The organism is Knoellia aerolata DSM 18566 (assembly GCF_000768695.1).
GTDB classification, from domain to species: domain Bacteria; phylum Actinomycetota; class Actinomycetes; order Actinomycetales; family Dermatophilaceae; genus Knoellia; species Knoellia aerolata.
On the sequence record NZ_AVPL01000029.1, the window covers coordinates 23,197 to 42,158 of the forward strand.

General features: G+C 67.3%; 15 protein-coding genes and 2 pseudogenes. 15 read left to right on the forward strand and 2 right to left on the reverse strand.

Annotated elements, in window-relative coordinates; translation table 11 throughout:
* Positions 1-29: 29 nt before the first annotated feature.
* Complete coding sequence (locus N801_RS11435) at positions 30-1,700, forward strand: hypothetical protein (RefSeq protein ID WP_156996708.1); 1,671 nt, start codon at positions 30-32, stop codon at positions 1,698-1,700.
* 76 nt (positions 1,701-1,776) lie between these two features.
* Here the strand turns inward: N801_RS11435 and N801_RS11440 are convergent, their stop codons facing one another.
* Both N801_RS11440 and N801_RS11445 read right to left on the reverse strand, forming a co-directional pair.
* Positions 1,777-3,969 carry a hypothetical protein gene (locus N801_RS11440; protein ID WP_169744258.1) on the reverse strand — a complete coding sequence of 731 codons (2,193 nt, stop codon included), beginning with the start codon at positions 3,967-3,969 and terminating at the stop codon, positions 1,777-1,779.
* Positions 3,954-5,294, reverse strand: a complete 1,341-nt coding sequence (locus N801_RS11445) for a hypothetical protein (RefSeq protein WP_156996710.1) — start codon at positions 5,292-5,294, stop codon at positions 3,954-3,956. Before N801_RS11445 ends, N801_RS11440 begins: the two co-directional genes overlap by 16 nt.
* 463 nt (positions 5,295-5,757) lie before the next feature.
* On the opposite strand from N801_RS11445, the gene N801_RS20265 reads away from it, so the two are divergent.
* From N801_RS20265 to N801_RS11500, 14 genes and pseudogenes are all read left to right on the forward strand, one after another.
* Positions 5,758-5,937 carry a Flp family type IVb pilin gene (locus N801_RS20265; RefSeq protein ID WP_245618403.1) on the forward strand — a complete coding sequence of 60 codons (180 nt, stop codon included), beginning with the start codon at positions 5,758-5,760 and terminating at the stop codon, positions 5,935-5,937.
* A gap of 85 nt (positions 5,938-6,022) precedes the next feature.
* Positions 6,023-6,196 (forward strand): Flp family type IVb pilin, encoded by a 174-nt coding sequence (locus tag N801_RS20270; RefSeq protein ID WP_084108763.1) that lies wholly within the window; start codon positions 6,023-6,025, stop codon positions 6,194-6,196.
* Between the two features lie 82 nt (positions 6,197-6,278).
* Positions 6,279-6,710 (forward strand): TadE family protein, encoded by a 432-nt coding sequence (locus N801_RS11450; protein WP_035937851.1) that lies wholly within the window; start codon positions 6,279-6,281, stop codon positions 6,708-6,710.
* Positions 6,707-6,865, forward strand: a pseudogene (locus N801_RS21890) (pilus assembly protein TadG-related protein); the annotation flags it as partial. The gene N801_RS11450 and the pseudogene N801_RS21890, both read left to right, overlap by 4 nt.
* 237 nt (positions 6,866-7,102) lie before the next feature.
* On the forward strand, positions 7,103-8,005 hold the full coding sequence (locus N801_RS20275; protein ID WP_245618405.1) for a hypothetical protein: 903 nt from the start codon (positions 7,103-7,105) through the stop codon (positions 8,003-8,005).
* A gap of 39 nt (positions 8,006-8,044) precedes the next feature.
* The gene (cpaB, locus tag N801_RS11460) at positions 8,045-8,842 is read left to right on the forward strand and encodes a Flp pilus assembly protein CpaB (RefSeq protein ID WP_035937856.1); all 798 of its coding nucleotides are present in this window, start codon (positions 8,045-8,047) and stop codon (positions 8,840-8,842) included.
* Positions 8,839-10,017, forward strand: a complete 1,179-nt coding sequence (locus tag N801_RS11465; RefSeq protein ID WP_035937858.1) for a CpaE/TadZ family protein — start codon at positions 8,839-8,841, stop codon at positions 10,015-10,017. The genes cpaB and N801_RS11465 overlap by 4 nt, the downstream gene beginning before the upstream one ends.
* Positions 10,014-11,387, forward strand: a complete 1,374-nt coding sequence (locus N801_RS11470; RefSeq protein WP_035937861.1) for a TadA family conjugal transfer-associated ATPase — start codon at positions 10,014-10,016, stop codon at positions 11,385-11,387. The genes N801_RS11465 and N801_RS11470 overlap by 4 nt, the downstream gene beginning before the upstream one ends.
* 206 nt (positions 11,388-11,593) lie before the next feature.
* Positions 11,594-13,390 (forward strand): type II secretion system F family protein, encoded by a 1,797-nt coding sequence (locus tag N801_RS11475; RefSeq protein WP_245618406.1) that lies wholly within the window; start codon positions 11,594-11,596, stop codon positions 13,388-13,390.
* 2 nt (positions 13,391-13,392) lie between these two features.
* Positions 13,393-14,307, forward strand: a complete 915-nt coding sequence (locus N801_RS11480; RefSeq protein ID WP_035937879.1) for a type II secretion system F family protein — start codon at positions 13,393-13,395, stop codon at positions 14,305-14,307.
* A gap of 114 nt (positions 14,308-14,421) precedes the next feature.
* The gene (gene mtrA / locus N801_RS11485; RefSeq protein ID WP_035937865.1) at positions 14,422-15,099 is read left to right on the forward strand and encodes an MtrAB system response regulator MtrA; all 678 of its coding nucleotides are present in this window, start codon (positions 14,422-14,424) and stop codon (positions 15,097-15,099) included.
* Positions 15,100-15,101: 2 nt separating this feature from the next.
* Positions 15,102-16,781, forward strand: a complete 1,680-nt coding sequence (gene mtrB, locus N801_RS11490) for an MtrAB system histidine kinase MtrB (RefSeq protein WP_245618408.1) — start codon at positions 15,102-15,104, stop codon at positions 16,779-16,781.
* Positions 16,778-18,556: an LpqB family beta-propeller domain-containing protein gene (locus N801_RS11495; RefSeq protein ID WP_035937867.1), complete on the forward strand. Its 1,779-nt coding sequence runs from the start codon at positions 16,778-16,780 to the stop codon at positions 18,554-18,556. The genes mtrB and N801_RS11495 overlap by 4 nt, the downstream gene beginning before the upstream one ends.
* A 90-nt stretch (positions 18,557-18,646) precedes the next feature.
* A pseudogene (locus N801_RS11500) lies at positions 18,647-18,962 on the forward strand (hypothetical protein); the annotation flags it as partial.

The window sequence follows — 18,962 nt, forward strand, 5'->3', positions numbered from 1 at the left end:
AGCCGCCCGAGGCATCTATGCTCGCCGAGATGTCATTCTCGTTGCCGCTGAGCCGCCAGCCGGACGCCCTGGGCATCCTCGGTAGGACAGGGCCTCTCTTCATCATCTCGCTGGGATGCGTCGTGCTGGCCGCAGTCGCCTGCGACCGGATCGGCTGGACGCCTCTCGACTCGCGGTGGACCAGCGCAGCGTTCCTCGCGCTCGTCACGGCGACTGTGGCGGGAGCCTGGGTGCTGATGAAGGGCTTGGCCCCGAATCGCAGGTCAACCAAGGGGATGAGCCGCGCCCAGCTCTGGCTAGTGGGCGCGCCTGCCGCGACGCTGGTTCTTTATGCGGCTGCTGCCTTCTTCCTCGCCCGGCCGTCGCGAGTCGAGTGGTTCCTGAACGGCGATCATGTGCGGCACCTCGTTCTTGTCGCAGACATTCAGGCGAATGGGGCTCTCTCCTACGACGTTCGCCCCTATCCACGGGCATGGCACACGGCGGTCGCACTGCTGTCGTCGGTGACTGGCAGCGGCGGTTCAGATCTTGTGGGTCTTGTCGATTTAATGGCGACCGCGACCTGGTTGCTGTACGCCATGGTCACCCTGACGATGGCAGCGCTGGCGGCGTCCATGGGTGTACGGGTTGGCCTCAAGACCCTTCCAGCTGCAATCGCCGGGTCCGTCGCCGGTGCCGCTACCCTTTGGCCGTCGTTCTTGGGCAACTACCAAGCGCTCGGGCTTGAGTCGTCGTTGGTGGCAGCAGTGGTCCTCGCAGTCACGTTGCGAGAGGTCCTGACGCACCACGGCTCGCTGTCGGCCTTTCTCGTGTGCTCGGCTGGGCTCCTCGTGATGGGACACACGTGGCAGCTGCTGTTGCCCGTATCCGGCCTGGCGGCCGCCATGGCCGGCGTCCGATACATTCGCGCTGGTGATCCGTGGAAGCGAATCGTGGTCGTCGCAGGTATAGGCGGAGTGGTGCTCTATGCCTCCCTTCCGTCCCTCACCGCAGTTGCCAAATCGGTGGGCGTTAGTCACGCAGCTGTCGCTGACATCGTGGCGCCCGTGCCGATGCTCACGCTGGCGGTAGGCCTACTGTCGACTGCTGTTGTCATGTGGCTGCGCAGGAGGGACGTCTGGCTGGTGTTCGTGTTGCTTCTCACCGTTCTACCCGCGCTGACGTCCGTGGCGCTTGCGGCCCGAGTCGGCGTGTCGGTTACCACGTACTATCCGGCTAAGTTGCTCTGGCATTCGGCGCTTCTGGGACTGGCGGCAATTGGCCCCGCCGGTGGACTCCTCTGGTCGTCCATTCGCGCCAGACAACCGAGCCTGGCGGTGCCGATCCGCGCATGTCTTGGTGCAGCTGCGGTTCTGTGTGCGGTGGGCGCCGCGTGGGCGCCATTTCCCGGGTTGACCGGCAAGTGGTCCACCGCCGACGGCGCCACGGTCCTGTCCTTGCTGCAAGCGCCCGGCGCGGAAGGGGCCACCGTCGTGTGGTCGGACGGTCGCCTGAATACGGACGCGATCACGCGAATCACCCTTGATGCATCCAAGCAGGAGGAGACCCGCGTCGACACTCCGCAAGGACGGTTGACGGTTGACGAAGAGTGCCGTCTGCTGCGGGCGTCACCAGCCCCAGTCATCCTCTCGAACCGGCCGCCGGCCGAGGTGCGCGCCCGTTACGGTTGTGTGCCTGATGCTCAGATTATCGCTCCGTGATTACGTCCCTCTTTGATGGGCGCACAAGTTGGCTGACCTGATCGTCCCACTCCTCTTGCGGAAGGGGGTTGTGTCGTCAGGGGTAGATGAGCTTGGTTCGCGCCTGCCCATGAAGGCTGACGACGCGGGCGGTCTCGGGCCCCGTGGCACGCAGATTGCTGAAGTACGCGGAGACGCTGCGGTCGGCGGAGTCGCGCACCGGGTCACCGCTGACAGCGACAGTGAGCCGCTGGTAGCCCGCGGGTGCGTTGAGCATGAACGTGAGGGGCGTGGCTCGGTCGCGTACCGCTGTCACCCGGCCCAACTCAGTGTCCCCTGCCTGAACCACGACCTCGCGCTCGTCCGCTCCCAACGCCGTCACGTCGACGGTGACCTCGATCCCTGCGACGTCCTTACCCGACAGGTTTGAGGTCGTGACCCCCGCCCACGGTCCGCTTTCCTGTCGGACGTCTTGATCGTCGATCCTTAAGCCACCGGCCGCGAGTCCGACGAGCACAGGGCTCAGCAGACGTTCGCGGTCAGAGCTCGTACCCCCCTCCGCTACGGGCAGGGACCAAGCGACGAGCCGACCATCCGAGGTTCGTGCCACCGGCTCACCAAGGAGCTTCGTCAGAGCCGTGAGGTCGGGGAGGGTCGAGTCGACTGCGGCCGTGTCCAGCTCGACCGCGCAGAACCCGTTCGCCCGGAGTCCGGAAATGAGAGTCGACGGGTTGGAGAGCTCGATCCCCATCAGCCAGTCACCGGCTCGAGTTCCGCTCATGCCACCGTGCGACCAGGCCAGTTGACGGTTGGTCAGGTGCTGAAGGAGCTGAGCGTTCGCGTCATATCCCTCAGGCAGGTACCCCTCCGGGAATCGCATCACCGGAAGCTGCAGCACCCCGCACTGCGGGCCCGTCGCCGCAGCGAGCGTCCCTGTGTAGGAACGTATGCCGTCCAGCCGGCTCGCGATGTCCTCGTACCGAGGAGCCAGCAACGGGTTGGTCTGGTCCAAGAAACCAACCAGGAGGGCAAGGACGGGAAGCGTGCGCGCGAGAAGCTTCGAGCGGGGACGGCTCAGCCAGTGCCCAACGGCGAGCAAACCGAGGAGTAGGAGGACAAGAGAGAGCCGCGACCAGCTGCGCAGTTGAGGCGTCGCGAGGAGCGCGACGACGCTGCCGAGTCCACCGACCGTGTAAAACGCCACCGTCACCAGCCAGAGTGCGCCCCAAAGGCGCAACCGCTGCGGAGCCGGGCGCCCGGTGGCCAGCGCCCGAAGACAGATCAGGACGAGGGCGGCGGATCCCGCGACTCCGACGACGCCGAGAGCGAGCGTCTCCGTGACAGGACGACCAGCAGCCCGGTAGGCCTGCGTCAGAGCAGCTAGCGGCTTCAGCCGATGTTCCTCCCATGGCAAGAAAAGGTCGATGACACGTCCGGCATACCGCTCCGACTCGAGGACCGTGCGAGTCGCGGGGCGAGCGCCAGTCAAGGTCGTCCCCGACATGCCCACTTTTGCCGCGATCAAGGGGAGCGCCGCGACGACGGCTAGCCCCGAGATGCTGACGAGCCCACCCCTCCACCACCCGGCGGGTCGCTCCTGACCGGCGCGCAGCACGAGGGCTGCGGCCAGGAGAATCATGATGAACCCCGCGTAATACGCGCCGCTGAGCCCAACTAGGGCTAAGGCAAGCACGGTGAGCAGGATGCGACGTCCACGAGGCCGGTCACAGTCAAATACGTTCTTGCCGCGCGCCACGCCGAGCACCACCCACAGACCAAGCGGGACTGTCCAATACGACGCCAGCCAGAGGTGCTCGAACCGCTCGGCGTGGTAGGGCGCCGCGGCGAACAGCACAGCCACGACGATCGATACGGGGCGCGACAACCGTTCGCTGCGAGACAACAGGTAAGTGGTCAGCGCGACCAGTGGGTATCCCACAAAGAAGTACGCCGCCCCGACGGTGGCGGCGTCACCTCCGAAGAGGCCGATTGCCTTGACGGCCAGGACGTGTATGACGTTGAGCTCCGGGAAGAACGAGGCGTTCTGCCCGATTGGGAAGCCCACGGATTGGGTGCTCCAGAACCAGCCCTCGTACAGGATCTGGTGGATCTGCGTTAGAACGACGGGGCTGTCGCCAAGCAGCGAAGGAGGCAGCCCCGGACGCCACTCCCAGACGCGCAGCGACCACATCGCGACGACCGTGGCCAGGGCGGCAGCCCAGACCGCTCCGACGACGTCCGCGTGGACCGAGACGTCGCGCTGCCTCGTCGTCTTCATCTGTGAACCCACAAACGGAAGTCTGAGTCCTCGGCGACGACGGTCCACGAAGGCTCGCCCAGAAGCGCTGCGTCGAGGGGGCGCTCTCGATCCGCGAGTACAGACGTCATGCCCTGTGCGTCCGCATACTTCTGCCACCCTGACCGGGCCTCTTGGAAGTTCTCGTATCCTGTCGCAACCGGGATCGAGTAGACCTCGGCGCGAAGGTCCCGGAGTGGTCGACGGTCCCGATGAGCCCATTGCGCCCACCCGACCGCCCTCCCATCTACCGCGAGAACGCTGTCCGCCGGCAGCGACGACAGGGCGGCGGAGACGCGCGCAGAGACGGGCGCTCCGAAGTTGGTCGTGGCGATGTGGGAACCGCCCAGCGCGAGAACGAGTGCCACAGCGAGGACCCAGGCCGGCCACTCGGGGTGGGGGTCCCGTGACCCATGGTTAGCTTGCCCGGCGTTGCCACTCTTCGGACCGAGGTGTGGCACCGGCCGACGCGTGAGGTGCGCCAGCCCATGCGCTAGGGCCGGCGCCAGCACGATCGCTCCAACCGCGATCGTGCGCACCATCCACAAGGCCAGGACGACACTGGTCACCACCGTGAACGCGCGGGCCCACCAATGCTGCGACGACCGCACCAGGCCCAGGAGCACGACGACGGCTGCGGCCAGTACGACCAGCAGCAGCGGGTTATCCAGTGCCGGTCGCTGCCACTCGTTGGCGGTGAGCCGCGCGACGGCCGATACCCGAAAGGGCTCGAGCAACCCGTGCACCCCCAGGGGGGTCATGAGGGTGGCTGTCACGGATAGGACCGGAACGGCGGCTACACGGACGATGGTGCGCCCACGCCAACAGCGGTCGAGGACTCCACCGAAGAACAGGACCATGCTCACCGCCACGCCGAGAACCCATGACCCGTGCACCATCGTCCACACCCAGGTGACTGGGATGACCGCCCAAGGCACAGAGCCCCTTACGCAGGCCCGCCACCACAGGGCTGTCGTCAGCGCGAGGAGCACCATCCCGGCGAGCTGGGGTCGTTCCCCCCAGGAAGCCGCAGCGGCGAACATGGTGATCGACGTCGCGAACAAGGCGGCAGCTGGACCAGCTGTGAGGCGGCATGCGACGAGCAAGGCGCTGCCCAGCCCGACCACCAGCAGGAGCCGGGCGACCTGAATGCCGGTCATGCCGGCCGCCTCGTACACGGCAGACATGGACGCCTGCGAGAACCACTGGGACGGGACGTACTCCCGGTCAGCAAGTACGGCCAAGGGATCGGAACTGGGCCCGAAGCGCCGTCCGGAGCGCAGGAAATCCCCGATGCGTAGATGCAGCCACAGGTCCACGTCTGGCGTCGTGCGGACCCGAAGGAGAAGTCCTGTGATTAGGCCGGCGCTCACGGCCGACAACCACAACCGGAAGGTCAGAGATCGGAGAGCGGGCGAGCTCACCAAAGCAGAACGCGCGCGCGCCATCATCACGTGGTCCCCTCCTCGGCACCGTGCCGGACACACCTTAGGCCTGCAGTTCCTTGGTACGTACGGATCACGCGCGAATAGACCGGACTGCGTCTCCAGAACCGCCCTACAGAGTCAGACACCCTTCCAAATAAAGGACTAGTTATGGGGGGCCCGCTTGAACTATATGCACTATCGTAACCTCGCGGGAGTATCACGGAACCGGCGGACGATGGGCCGGAGTGGGGGACCAGTTTCACGAATTTCGCGGTTTCTTGCGCCAAGCCGGCCAACTACCGGCAGTATCTTCCTCGTCGCCACACACCAACTAGTTCATCCGAGAGGCATCATCATGACCACTGCAATGACCAAGGTCCTCGTCAAGCTCCAGACCCTTCGCGCCGAGAAGGGCGCAACCGCCGTCGAGTACGGCCTGATGGTTGCGCTCATCGCGATCGTCATCATCGGGGCCGTCGCCCTCGTCGGCACCTCGCTTAGGGACCTCTTCACCACGGTTTCCAACAGCCTCTGAGCCTGGCTCGGACCGCAGGGCGCCGGCCGGCGAGAGCCGGTCGGCGCCCTACCCCGTTCACATCGCCAAGGACAAGGAGAGAACCATGTTGATCCGCCTCGCGTCGCGACGTGGTCATGACAAGGAGCGGGAGATCGGCGCGACGGCCGTGGAGTACGCGCTGATGGCGTCGCTGATCGCCATGGTGATCTTCGCCGCCGTTGCTCTGATCGGACCGAAACTCGGGCTCATCTTTACTGAGGCTGCAGCTTCTCTCTAACCAGCAGATCGTCGAGCCCTCTCAGAGGGGCGGCGAATCGGGTCCGCTATTCGCAATTTCTATCAACCTTGACAGGGGTGGCATGTCGACCATCACGCGCCGACGCCGTGAGCGTGGGGCTGCCGCCGTCGAGATGGCCATCGTCCTGCCCCTGCTCCTCCTGGTCCTCGGAGGCGTCATCGAGTTCGGCCGGGCCCTTTTCATCCAGAACATGGCGACCAACGCCGCCCGCGAAGGGGCACGCATGCGAGCTCTCGGCTACACGACGACGGAGGCGACGGACCGCGTCAACAGCGCCATGATCGGCATGGCGGCCACTTCCTTCACTATCCAGTACCACCTCGTTCAGGATGCCGCAGGCACCACCACGGTCAACGGCAACTGTCCGACGACCCCTCTGATCACCGACCGTCAGCGGGTCACGGTCAGTCCCAGCTTCGCGTTCATCTTTCCTCTTCCCGGCGTCACGGCCCCAACCCTGACGTCCCAGTCTGAAATGAGGTGTGGGGGATGACCCGAAACCGTAACCGCAGGCGTGAGCGTGGTGCCGTCAGCACGATCGTGGCGTTGGTCATGGGCTTGGGCGTCATCTTTGGAGCCCTGACTATTGGGGTTGATGTGGGCAACCTCTTGTGGGAGCGCCGCCAGCTGCAAAACGCGGCAGACGCCGCCGCTCTTTCGCTGGCCGCAGAGTGTGGAAAGGGGGGAGCATCGTGCATGTGGACACCTGGTGATCAGACCAGCGCTTACGCGGACAGGAATTCAAACGACGGCCTGTCCAAGGTCGTCTCGGCGCCGGGCTTGGCCCCATGTTCAGTCAACATTCCAGGCTCACTCCTTCCCGCATGTACGTCGCAGCCAGCATCACTCACCGAGTGCCCACCGTTGCCGGGCAACCTTGCGTCGATGAGCGGGCTGCCCTACGTCGAGGTGCGGACGGAGAGCCTGAAGCCCGGTGGGGGCGGTGTCACCAGCTGGTTCGCCGGGATCAGTGGTGGGTCCGGAAGTGCCGAGACGACAGTGAACGCGTGTGCGCGTGCTGCAATCGGGACGCCGGGAGGGGAAGGGACTGCTGACCTCCCGCTCGCATTCTCTGGCTGCGACTGGCAGCACGCGACGGGAGGCACGACGGGTGGAGGAGGGGGCCTCTATTACCCTGCGCCGGTCTACAACGGAGCTTCGTCGCCCGACTACGGCTATGGGGGAGCCGGTCAGCCGATCTGGCCGAATGCAGCAGCCAACCCTCCCGCGCAGATTCAGGGACATGAAGTGATCCTTTTATCCCAGAACCCTCCAAGCGGCGCGACCCCGTCCACCGCATGTCCGACTTGGAACGGTCACGCACTCCCAGGCGGCTTCGGCACCTTGGAAACCGAGTCGGGCAACCCCTGCAAGTTCGTGCAGTACGCCCACCACTGGATGCACACGAGCACTGGGAACAACATCGGCTGCGACCTCAGCCTATTGGTTGGCAAAGTCGTCAACCTGCCAATTTTCGACTGCACCAACACGACCGCGCCGGGCGTTGCGCCGCCCGTGAACGGCTGCACCACTGGAAACGGTGACAACGCGTACTACCACCGCGCGGGTTTCGCGTCGTTCTACTTGAGCGGCTATGACATGAACGTCACTGGCAGCATCCCGAACAAGAGGAAGAGTCTGGTGACGGGCAACTTCCTACCGTGTGCCGGAGCCGACCGCTGCATCTCGGGATGGTTCGTCAAGGGCGAGTTGTCTGCCACCACGATCAGCGCCCCTCCCGGAGGTCCAGGAGGATTCGGCCCCTTCGCAGTGGTCCCCGCGGGCTGACTCGAAACACCAACTCTCTCAATCTGAAGGAATCACATCGTGGGGAAGCGCATCCTTGCCATCGCTGTGGCGACGGTCATCGCTCTTATCGGAGCCGTGCTGGTTCTGCTGTACGCCAACGGCGCCGACAAGCGGGCGGTTGCTGCTGCGGGGCCTGCCACCGTCTATGTCTCGTCGGCGCTGATCCCGGCTGGCACCTCGGTGAAGGAGGCACTGCGCCTCCAGTTGTTGACGGAGACGCGGACCGCCGCCAAGGCGCTACCGGCCGGTGCCCTCACTTCGGTGACGCCGGACAACGAGGCCTTATTGGCACTCACGGACATCCCGCCGGGGCAGTACGTGCTCGGCACCGCCTTTGGGGAGACGGTGGTGGGCGAGAAGGCGATTCAGGTGCCGAATGGCAAACTGGCAGTCTCCGTGCAGCTCAGCGACCCGGCTCGCGTGGGCAACTTTGTCACTCCTGGCAGCATGCTGACGATCTTCGCTAGCTACAAACTCAAGCAACTCGATGCAAGCGAGGAGTCCAAGGTCTTCAACGAGCAGGACGTCCAAGGCACTTCGGTTCTACTGGACAACATCCAGGTCATCGGGATGGGTAACACGGCTCTTCAGGCCGGCCAGCAGGGAGCGCAGAACGGAGCGCAGGGGGAAGAGGCCGCACCCGCGCAGCAGGCTCCGAGTTTCCTTGTCACACTGGCAGTGACCCCGGAACAGGCCACGAAACTGGTGCATGGCGTCAACCAGTACGTTCTGTATGCCGGACTGCGCGGCGCCGAGGTCAAGGTCGACCCGAAACTCAGTGTCAACGACATCACCATTGCGCAGGCGATTCAGTGAACATCCTTTGGGACGCTGATCCGACCGCGATCGAGAAGTACCGCTTCGCCCTCGGAAACGACACCCAGGCTCTGGACTCTGCGGCCATGGTCGCCCGGGTCCTCCACGACAACCTGGGCGTTCAGCAGGTCATCATCGGTCCCGAGGTTGCCCTTGACCCTGCGTGTGAACTCGCAGAGTCCGCACGGCTCGACCGGCCGGAACTGGGTGTCATCCTGCTTCGGCATCGCGTGGACGTCACGACCCTGAGCCAGGCACTGCGGAGTGGGATGCGCGAGGTGGTCACGGCCGACGACCACACGGCACTCGCCGACGCCCTTCGGCGCAGCCGCGAACTCACCTCGAAGCTGGTTGGCCACACCGCAGGCGGCAGCGGCCAAGAGGGAAACATCATCACGGTGTTCTCGGCGAAGGGCGGCGTGGGCAAGACAACGATGTCGACCAACATCGGAACTTATCTTGCACGGACAGGATCGAAGACCTTGCTCGTCGACCTCGACCTCAGCTTCGGGGATGTCGCCATCAGCCTCCAACTGATCCCTGCCCGGTCGGTGTTCGACGCGGTGGGCATGAGCGGCCATCTCGACGAACAGGGCCTCGGTTCGCTAGTGACCACGCACGAGGACAGCGGGCTAGATGTCGTGTGCGCGCCGAACGATCCCAGCGACGCGGACCGCATCCCTGTGCACGTGGTCACCGAGCTACTCAAGGTTGCTCGAAAGCACTACGACTACATCATCGTGGACACGCCACCGTCCTTCACCGAGCAGGTCCTGGCCGCGTGCGACATCAGCAGTGCGCTGGTGCTCATCGCGACCCTCGACATCCCGGCCGTGAAGAACCTGCGGGTCGCCATCGACACCCTCGACATGCTGGGAAGTCCGAAGGACGCCCGGATCATCGTGCTCAACCGCGCCGACGCCAAGGTGGGACTGCGGCCCGAGGACGTCGTCACCGCGATCAAGACACCCATCGCGGTCAACATCCCGAGCTCGATGACGGTGCCGGCGTCCGTCAACAGGGGCGTCCCCATCGTGCTGGACGACCCGAAGGGTCCGGTCAGTGTCGCCATCAGGGAACTGTGTGATGCGCACATTCGTCAGCGTTTCGGGAGTCCTGTGAACGGCTTTGATACACGGCAGCAACGCAAAGGCCTCTTTAGGGGACGCCGATGAGCCTCGCCGACCGTCTCGACCTCGCCCGACGCAGCTCAGAGCCGACGCCGGCCGCCGGCGCGGACCACGGGCAGGCGACTGGTCGACGTCGCGCCATCGACCCCTTCTCCAAGGTCAAGGGACGCGTGCACCAGGCCCTCATCGAGAGCCTGGGACCCCGCCTCTATGACCCTCACCTTCCCGAAGCCGAGCTCGCTGCGCAGGTGCGCCAGACCCTCCAGGAGACGATCGACGCGGAGCAGACGCCGCTGTCCCACGCGGACCGCACTCGTATCGCCCAGGAAGTTTCCGACGAGATCCTGGGGCACGGGCCCTTGGAACCGCTTCTGCGGGACCCCGAGATCACCGAGATCATGGTGAACGGCGCGGACTCGATCTACGTCGAACGTGCCGGGAAGCTCTACCCCGTTGACGCCCATTTCAGTGGCGAGCCGCACCTCCGCCGTGTCATCGACAAAATCGTCGGCCGCGTCGGCCGCCGTATTGATGAGGCGAGTCCGCTGGTCGACGCCCGCCTGCCCGACGGTTCGCGCGTGAACGCGGTGATCGCGCCGGTCGCGCTGGACGGTGCCGTGCTCACGATTCGAAAGTTCGCCGCTGATCCCTTCACTGACGCGGACCTCATCGCCTTTGGCACGCTCTCCCCCACGGTGCGCGACTTCCTCAAGGCGTGCGTGCTGGGGCGACGCAACATCGTCATCTCCGGCGGAACCGGGTCCGGCAAGACGACAACCCTCAACGTGATCTCGTCCTTCATCCCGACGGACGAGCGCATCGTCACCATCGAGGACGCGGCCGAGCTCCAGCTCCACCAGGACCACGTCCTGAGACTCGAGTCCCGGCCGGCGAACATCGAGGGCAAGGGCATGATCGCGATTCGAGACCTCGTCAGAAACTCCCTGCGCATGCGTCCCGACCGCATCGTGGTCGGCGAGGTCCGAGACGGCGCCGCGCTTGACATGTTGCAGGCCATGAACACAGGCCACGACGGCTCCATCACCACGGTTCACGCCAACTCGCCGCGCGACTCGCTGTCCCGCCTGGAGACCATGGTGCTCATGGCGGGTGTCGACCTTCCGGTCCGTGCCATCCGCGAGCAGGTGGCGGGGGCCCTCGACCTGATCATCCAGCAGGCTCGACTGAAAGACGGCTCCCGCCGCATCACAGCGATCTCCGAGGTCGTCGGCATGGAGGGGGAGGTCATCACCCTGCAGGACATCTTCACGTTCGACTTTTCCGCCGGGCGTGACGAACAGGGCCGATTCCGAGGTCAACTGGTGGGAACCGGCCTGCGACCGAGGTTCACGCAGGACCTTGCCGACCTGGGGGTGGAACTGTCCCCCGCCCTGTTCACGTTCGGTGCGCGATGACCCTGTCCTCGCGTGTCATTGCTATGAGCCTCAGGGCAGTGGTCCTCACGCTCATTCCCGCACTTGGAATTGCATTCCCGAGCACTTCGAACGCCGAGGCCAAAGCCGTGCGCGCCTCGCTGAGCGACTTGCGACCCACGGCATCGACCGTCGACGGGACGCTCATCATCCGCGGAGCTAACAGGACCGTTGTCGACCCTCAATCCGTGAGTGCGACCATCGGCGGCACGAGCGTCCCCGTGACAGTGACGCCGGCCGCCGTGAAACCACGAACGACGATGCTGGTCATCGACACGAGCGGGTCCATGGAGGCCAGCGGAATCGCCACGGTCCGGACTGCGGTCCAGGACTTCCTTGTGGCCGTCCCGAAGGACGTCAAGGTAGGGGTCGTGTCGTTCGCCTCCACGTCGGGTGTCGACGTCCCGCCCACGGTCGACCGCGTCGTTGTCCAGCGCGCAGTCGACGGTCTGCGGTCTCGCGGGGAGACGGCGTTGTACAAGGGAGTGCAGGATGCCGTCAAAGCGCTAGGCACCGTCGGCGAACGCAGCATCGTCCTTCTCAGCGACGGCGGGGACACGGTCGAGGCGCTCAAGGGCGGGTCAGCGGGGGAGGCAGCTCAGCTGAAGGCGGCCATCACGGCGCTGACGCGAGGCAAGGTGCGCGTCGAAGTCGTCGCGTTCAAAAGTCCGGAAGCAAACGGCGGCGTCCTGCAACGATTCGCTACCGCTGGCGGCGGATCCGTCGCGACCGCGGAGAACCGCGCGGCAGTGACCGCGGCGTTCGACGCGGCCGCACGGACGTTGGAGTCACAAGTCGCGATCACGGCGCGGCGGCCGCCGGGTCTCACCGGGATGCAGACCATGGTCGTCAATGGAGTCGCGTCCGGGGCGCCGTTCACCGCAACGGCAACGCTCGACCTCGGCGCGGAGGCGCCCATCGTCGAGACCACGGAGGAGACCACTGCAGCACCCGTGCCCACCCTGGCTGGCTCGGCGGGCACGCCGAAAGCGACCTCGCCCAGCAGGATCTTTCTCCCGCTCGCCATCCTCCTATTGTTCCTCGGTGTCTTCGTCCTCGTCGTTGTTGCCTTCGCTCCGGTCTTCCGGTCCAAGCGCAAGGCGCGCGTGTCGACCATCGAAGCCTACGGATACGGGCGCGTCCGTCCCAATGGGAAGAACGCCAAAGCCGCGCCAAGCGCCATCAGCCAAAGTCTGGTGGACATGGGCGAACAGATCATGTCCGGGAGAGAGTCGACGAGCAGGACGATGGCCCTGCTCGACCGCGCCGACCTGCCGTGGCGAGCTGGTGAGTGGTTCGTGCTGCGAGTGCTGGCAGTGTTAGTGGGTGGCTTGGTGGGATATGTCCTGCTCATCCCTCGCACCCCGTGGGTAGGACTGTTCATGGGGGTAGTCGCCGGCTTCCTCCTTCCTGCACTGATCCTTCGTTTCTTGGCGCGTCGTCGAGCCCGCAAGTTCGAGTTCGTGTTGCCCGACGTCTTGATGCTGACCGCCACAAGTCTCGCCAGTGGGTTCAGCCTGCTTCAGGCGCTCGACGCGGTCGCCCGGGACGCGCCTGAGCCCTGCGCCAAGGAGTTCTCGCGGGCGCTGGCCGAGACCCGGATCGGCGCTGACGTGTCCGACGCCCTCGAGCACACCGCGGACCGGATGGACAGCGACAACATGCGATGGGCCACCATGGCCATCCGTATCCAACGCGAGGTCGGCGGCAACCTGGCTGACACTTTGCGCACCACGGCTGCGACCCTGCGCGAGCGGGAGGGCCTGCGCCGTCACGTGCGAGCGCTCTCGGCCGAAGGCAGGTTGTCTGCTTACATTCTCATCGCGCTTCCCATTGGCGTGCTCCTGTTCTCGATGTGGAGCAACTACGAGTACGTCAGCCTGCTGTGGACCACGCTCTACGGGCTCCTCATGAGTGTCATGGGCGTGCTGGCGATGATTGCCGGGATCTTCTGGATGCGCAACGTCGTCAAGATCGAGGTGTAGTGATGCTTCTCTTCTTCGGTGCCGTCTTGGTTGTCACGGCCGTGGCAGTTGCGGTCCTTGCCACAAGCGTCGGTCCTGGCGAGAGCCGCGGCGTCGCACGTTCGCTCGAGCTGGTCAACTACTCGCCCACCCGGACTACTGTCGCGAAGCACGAACTCGCGGCCCGCGACCGACTTCTGGACCCCATGATCAGCGGGCTCCGTCGTGTGGCCGTCCGGATGTCCCCGAGTGGAACCGGGGACCGCATCGCTAGGTCACTCGACAAGGCGGGGAACCCTGCGGCGTGGACCATCGAGCGGATCATGGGCACCAAGGGCATCGGGCTACTCCTTGGAGCCGTGCTCGCGCTCGTCATCCTCGGATTCAACGTCCGAGGCGTCCTCGCAGCGGTGGCACTGAGTGCAGCTGGCTTCTTCGTACCGGACCTATTGGTCTACAACATGGGCATGAAGCGCCAGACCGAGATGCGCAAAGGCTTGGCAGACGCACTCGACATGCTCACGGTCTGCGTCGAGGCAGGACAGGGCTTCGATGCCGCAATCCTCCAAGTAGCGAAGACCGTGACCGGTCCGATCGGGGGTGAGTTCGCGCGCGTGCTCTCGGAGATCCAAATCGGGAAATCGCGTGCCGACGCCTTCGCGGCTCTCGGCGCACGAACGACGGCGGCAGAGGTCAAGACATTCGTCAGCGCCCTGGTCCAAGCAGATCGCATGGGTCTTCCGGTGGCAGCGGTTCTGCGGGAGCAGACCAGGGAGATGCGCATCGCTCGCCGTCAGCGGGCGGAGGAGGCGGCCCAAAAGGTCACCGTCAAGATCCTTTTCCCTCTGCTCCTGTGCATCTTCCCCGCGCTGTTCATCGTCATCATCGGTCCAGGCGCGATCAAGATTGCTGATGCATTCAGCAATGGTGGCCTTTGAGGGGTAGACGCACGGCCTAGCTGAGCGGTGGGCACAGTTCGCTGTGGGATCATGGACCACTGGCGCAGCGACAGCGCCCCCGTCTGTCGTGTCGCCACTGAGGGAGGACTGACCGTGAAGGGTCGCGTGCTCGTCGTCGACGACGATCTCGCTCTGTCGGAGATGCTCGGCATCGTGCTGCGCAACGAGGGCCTCGAGGTCAGCCATGTGGCTGACGGCTCGGGTGCGCTCGCCGCCTTCCGCGAGACCAGGCCCGACCTCGTGCTCCTCGACGTCATGCTCCCCGGCATCGACGGCCTCGAGGTGTGCCGCCGGATCCGCGCCGAGTCCGGCGTCCCGATCGTCATGCTCACGGCCCGCACGGACACCATCGACGTCGTCGTCGGTCTCGAGTCCGGCGCGGACGACTACGTCGTCAAGCCGTTCAAGCCGCAGGAGCTCATCGCCCGGGTCCGCGCTCGGCTCCGCCGCGACAACGACGCCGAGCCCGAGCGCCTCACCATCGGCGACCTCGCCGTCGACGTCGCCGGCCACTCGGTCAAGCGCGGCGAGGAGTCGCTCAACCTCACGCCGCTCGAGTTCGACCTCCTCGTGGCGCTCGCCCGCAAGCCGTGGCAGGTCTTCACCCGCGAGGTCCTCCTCGAGCAGGTCTGGGGCTACCGCCACGCCGGCGACACCCGCCTCGTCAACGTCCACGTCCAGCGACTGCGGTCCAAGATCGAGAAGGACCCCGAGCGCCCCGAGATCGTCGTCACCGTGCGCGGGGTCGGCTACCGGGCCGGACCGGCCTGACCATGTCGGGGACGCCGACCGCCACCACCGGCGCCGGGACGTCACCGTCACCCACCCTGTCCGGGCACGTCCGGCACATCGGTGGCCGGGCGATGCTGGGACTGCGTGCCGCCGGACGCGGCGTCGTCTCGGCGGCCCGCTGGCTCCTGCGCACGTGGCGGCGCTCGCTCCAGTTCCGCGTCGTGTCGACGACCGTGGTCCTCGGCCTCGTCGTCGTCTCCCTGCTCGGCTCCTACCTCTACAGCGAGATCGCCGACGGCCTGCGCCGGGACCGGGTCGCGACGAGCGAGTACGAGGCCCGCACGCTCACCGCCCAGGCCCAGGAGCGCTGGGACAACACCACCGCGACGACGGTGCAGGAGCTCAACATCATCGCGCTCGACCTCATGCGGTCGACGCTCACGCCGGCCGGACCGCAGCCCTCGCGCTACGTCGTGATGATCCGCGGCGCCAAGAACACGAGCCCGACCGTCCTCGACCCGCTCGGGTCCGGGGGGCTCGGGCTGGCCTCGGTGAGCCAGGAGCTCCGGCAGGCCGTGGCCGCCGACCCCTCCCGCCAGCAGACGGTGGTCAACGACGTCCTCGTCGACGGCGCCCAGGTCCCGGCGGTGTTCGTCGGCAGCGGCGTCGAGGTGCCGACCGCCGGCCGCTACGACCTGTACTTCATCTACCCGATGACGCAGGAGCTGCGGACGATGAGCCTCATCTCCACGGCCTTCACGCTGGCCGGGCTCATCCTCACCGTCCTCCTGGGCGCCGTGGCGTGGGTCGTCACCAAGCAGGTCGTCTCCCCGGTCCGACGCGCGGCCGAGGTCGCCGAGCGCCTGGCGTCCGGCAAGCTGAACGAACGTATGCCGGCGCGCGGCGAGGACGACCTCGCCCTGCTCGGGACGTCGTTCAACGCCATGGCCGACAGCCTCCAGGCGCAGATCCGCCAGCTCGAGGGGCTGAGCCGGGTCCAGCAGCGCTTCGTCTCCGACGTCTCGCACGAGCTGCGGACACCGCTGACGACGATCCGCATGGCCGGGGACCTCATCTACGACGCGCGGGCCGACTTCGAGCCGGTGATGAGCCGCTCGGCCGAGCTGCTCCAGGGCGAGCTCGACCGCTTCGAGTCGCTCCTCTCCGACCTCCTCGAGATCAGCCGCTTCGACGCCGGAGCCGCAGCCCTCGAGCTCGACCGCGTAGACCTGCGCGACACGGTCGCCGAGGTCGTCGCGGCAGCCCGCCCCCTCGCGGAGCGCCGTGGCTCCACCGTCCAGGTGCTCGCCCGCGGCCCGATCGAGGCCGAGGTCGACGAGCGCCGGGTCGAGCGCATCCTGCGCAACCTCGTCGTCAACGCGATCGAGCACGGCGACGGCAAGCCGGTCACCATCCGCCTCCGTGCGGAGGACGGCGCGGTGGCCATCGTCGTCGAGGACCACGGTGTCGGCCTGCGCGCGGGCGAGGCGTCGATGGTCTTCACCCGGTTCTGGCGTGCCGACCCCGCGCGGGCCCGCACCACCGGCGGGACGGGCCTGGGTCTTGCCATCGCCCTCGAGGACGCCCGGCTGCACCACGGCTGGCTGCAGGCCTGGGGCGAGCCCGGCGTCGGCTCGCGTTTCCGCCTGACCCTGCCGCAGGAGGCCGGTCACTCGCTCACCTCGTCACCGCTGGCGCTCTCACCGGGTGAACGGCCGTGAGCGGCGCCCGGCCCCGCCGCGCCCGGCTCGGCACCGCGGGCGCGCTGCTCACCGCGCTGCTGGTCCTCGTCGGCTGCAGCGGCATCGGCAGCGGCACGTCGGTCCAGCCCGGGCTGGAGGTGCAGGGTGGGGACGTCCAGCCGGTGCGCGCCTTCTTCCCCGGACCCGCCGCCGACGCGACCCAGGACCAGATCGTGCGCGGCTTCGTCCGAGCGGGTGCGGCCAGCGACGGCAACTACGACACCGCCCGCAGCTTCCTCACCCCCGACGCGGTCAAGGCGTGGTCGCCGGAGAAGGAGGTCGTCCTCTACTCGACGACCACCCCGCTGACCGTGACCCCGAGCGCCCCCAACGCCGCCGTCCTGTCCGGGGCGGTCGTGGCCACGATCGGCGCCGACGGCCGCTACGTCGCAGCGTCCGCGCCGGCGAGGCGTCAGGCGGCCTTCGAGTTCGCCCGGATCGAGGGGCAGTGGCGGATCAGCGCGGTGCCCGAGGAGTTCGGACGGTGGCTCACCACCTCCGACCTCGGCCGGCTCCTCCAGCCCTACGACCTGCACTACGTCGCGACCGACCGTCGCGCCCTCGTGCCCGACCGGCGCTGGTTCGCCCGCGACCACCTCGCCACCCGGCTCGCACGGGCGCAGCTCGCCGACCCGCCGGCATACCTCGACGGCGCGGTGCGCAACGACATCCCGCGCGGTTCGCGCCTCACCGCGGACTCGGTGTCCGTCGCCGACGGCGTCGCCCGCGTCGAGATCACCGGGCAGGTCCCCACCGACCAGACCCAGCGCGAGAACGTCTGGGCGCAGCTCGTGTCCACCCTCCTTCAGGACCCGACGGTGCAGGGCGTGTCCATCCGGATCGGTGACGTCACCCTCGAGCTCCCCGACGTCGACCTCCCCGTCCGCACCATCGAGCAGGTCGGCTTCCCCGTCCTCCCCGAGGTGCCGCTCGGCAAGCCGGTGATCCGCCGCGGCGACGTGCTCTACCTCCTGCCGAGCACGAGCACCCTCGAGCGGGAGCCCAGCCCGTCCGGCCTGGTCAACGTCACCTCGGGCTACCACTCGCTCGCCCTGTCACCGGACGGCACCGACGTCGCCGCAGTCGACCCGGACGGCCAGGGGCTGTCCCGGTTCCGCGGGACCACGCGCTACGAGATGCCGTTCTTCGGCACCAGGGTCGGCCACCCGGCATACGACGTGCGGGGGTTCCTCTGGGCCGGCGGGATCGGTCTCGACGACCAGAGCGCCCTGCGACTCTGGGTGTTCGACGTCACCGGCGACCCGTCCGTGGCCCGCCCCGCCGCCACCGCCCTCGACGCCCCGTGGCTGGCCAAGCGCCGTGTCATCGAGTCCAAGCCCTCGCCCGACGGCGACCGGGTCGCGATCCTGCACACGGCCGAGGACGGCTCCGGGGCCCGGATCGACGTGACCGGGGTGTCCCGGGGCCCCGGCGGCGTTCCCCAGCGGCTCTCCCAGCCCCTGCGGCTGGGGACGACGCTGGTCGCGCCGACCGGGCTGGTCTGGCTCTCCGACCTCTCCGTGGCCACCCTCGCACGTCGCGCCGGGAGCAACGAGCGGCTCCGCCCCTACATCATCTCGGTCGACGGCGAGGAGCAGGCGCTCGCCGAGACCCCCACCGGTGTCGCCATCACGTCGGGCGGCGGCGAGCGCGACATCATCGTCACGACCTCCAGCGGGACCGTGCTGCGGCGAGCGGGTCAGCAGTGGCTCTCCCTCGGCGAGGGCACCGACGTCGCCATCCCCGCGCGCTGACCGTCCACAACCGGCCAGGGGAGGCCTCGTCGTCCACAGGCGCGTCCCCGACCCGTGGCGTGGTGTGGCCGCCCGCGGGAGGGTCGTGTCGTGCTCTCCGACCTCGTCGACCTCGTCCTGCCGTCGAGCTGCGCCCTCTGCCACCGTCCCGGCGCCTCGCTGTGTGCCCGCTGCCGCAGTGACGTGACCGACTGGCTGTACCCGTCCCCGCGGCCGTCCGTGCCGACACCCCCACCGCCCGGTATGCCGGTGTGCTGGGTCACGGGAGAGGCGCGCGGCGCGCTGCGGGCCGTCGTGACGGCATACAAGGATGAGGACCGGCGCGACCTCGCGCCGCAGCTGGCCGGCTGGCTGGCGCCCGCCCTGCGGGCCGTCGCCGGAGCGGACCCGTCAGCGCGCCGGGCCC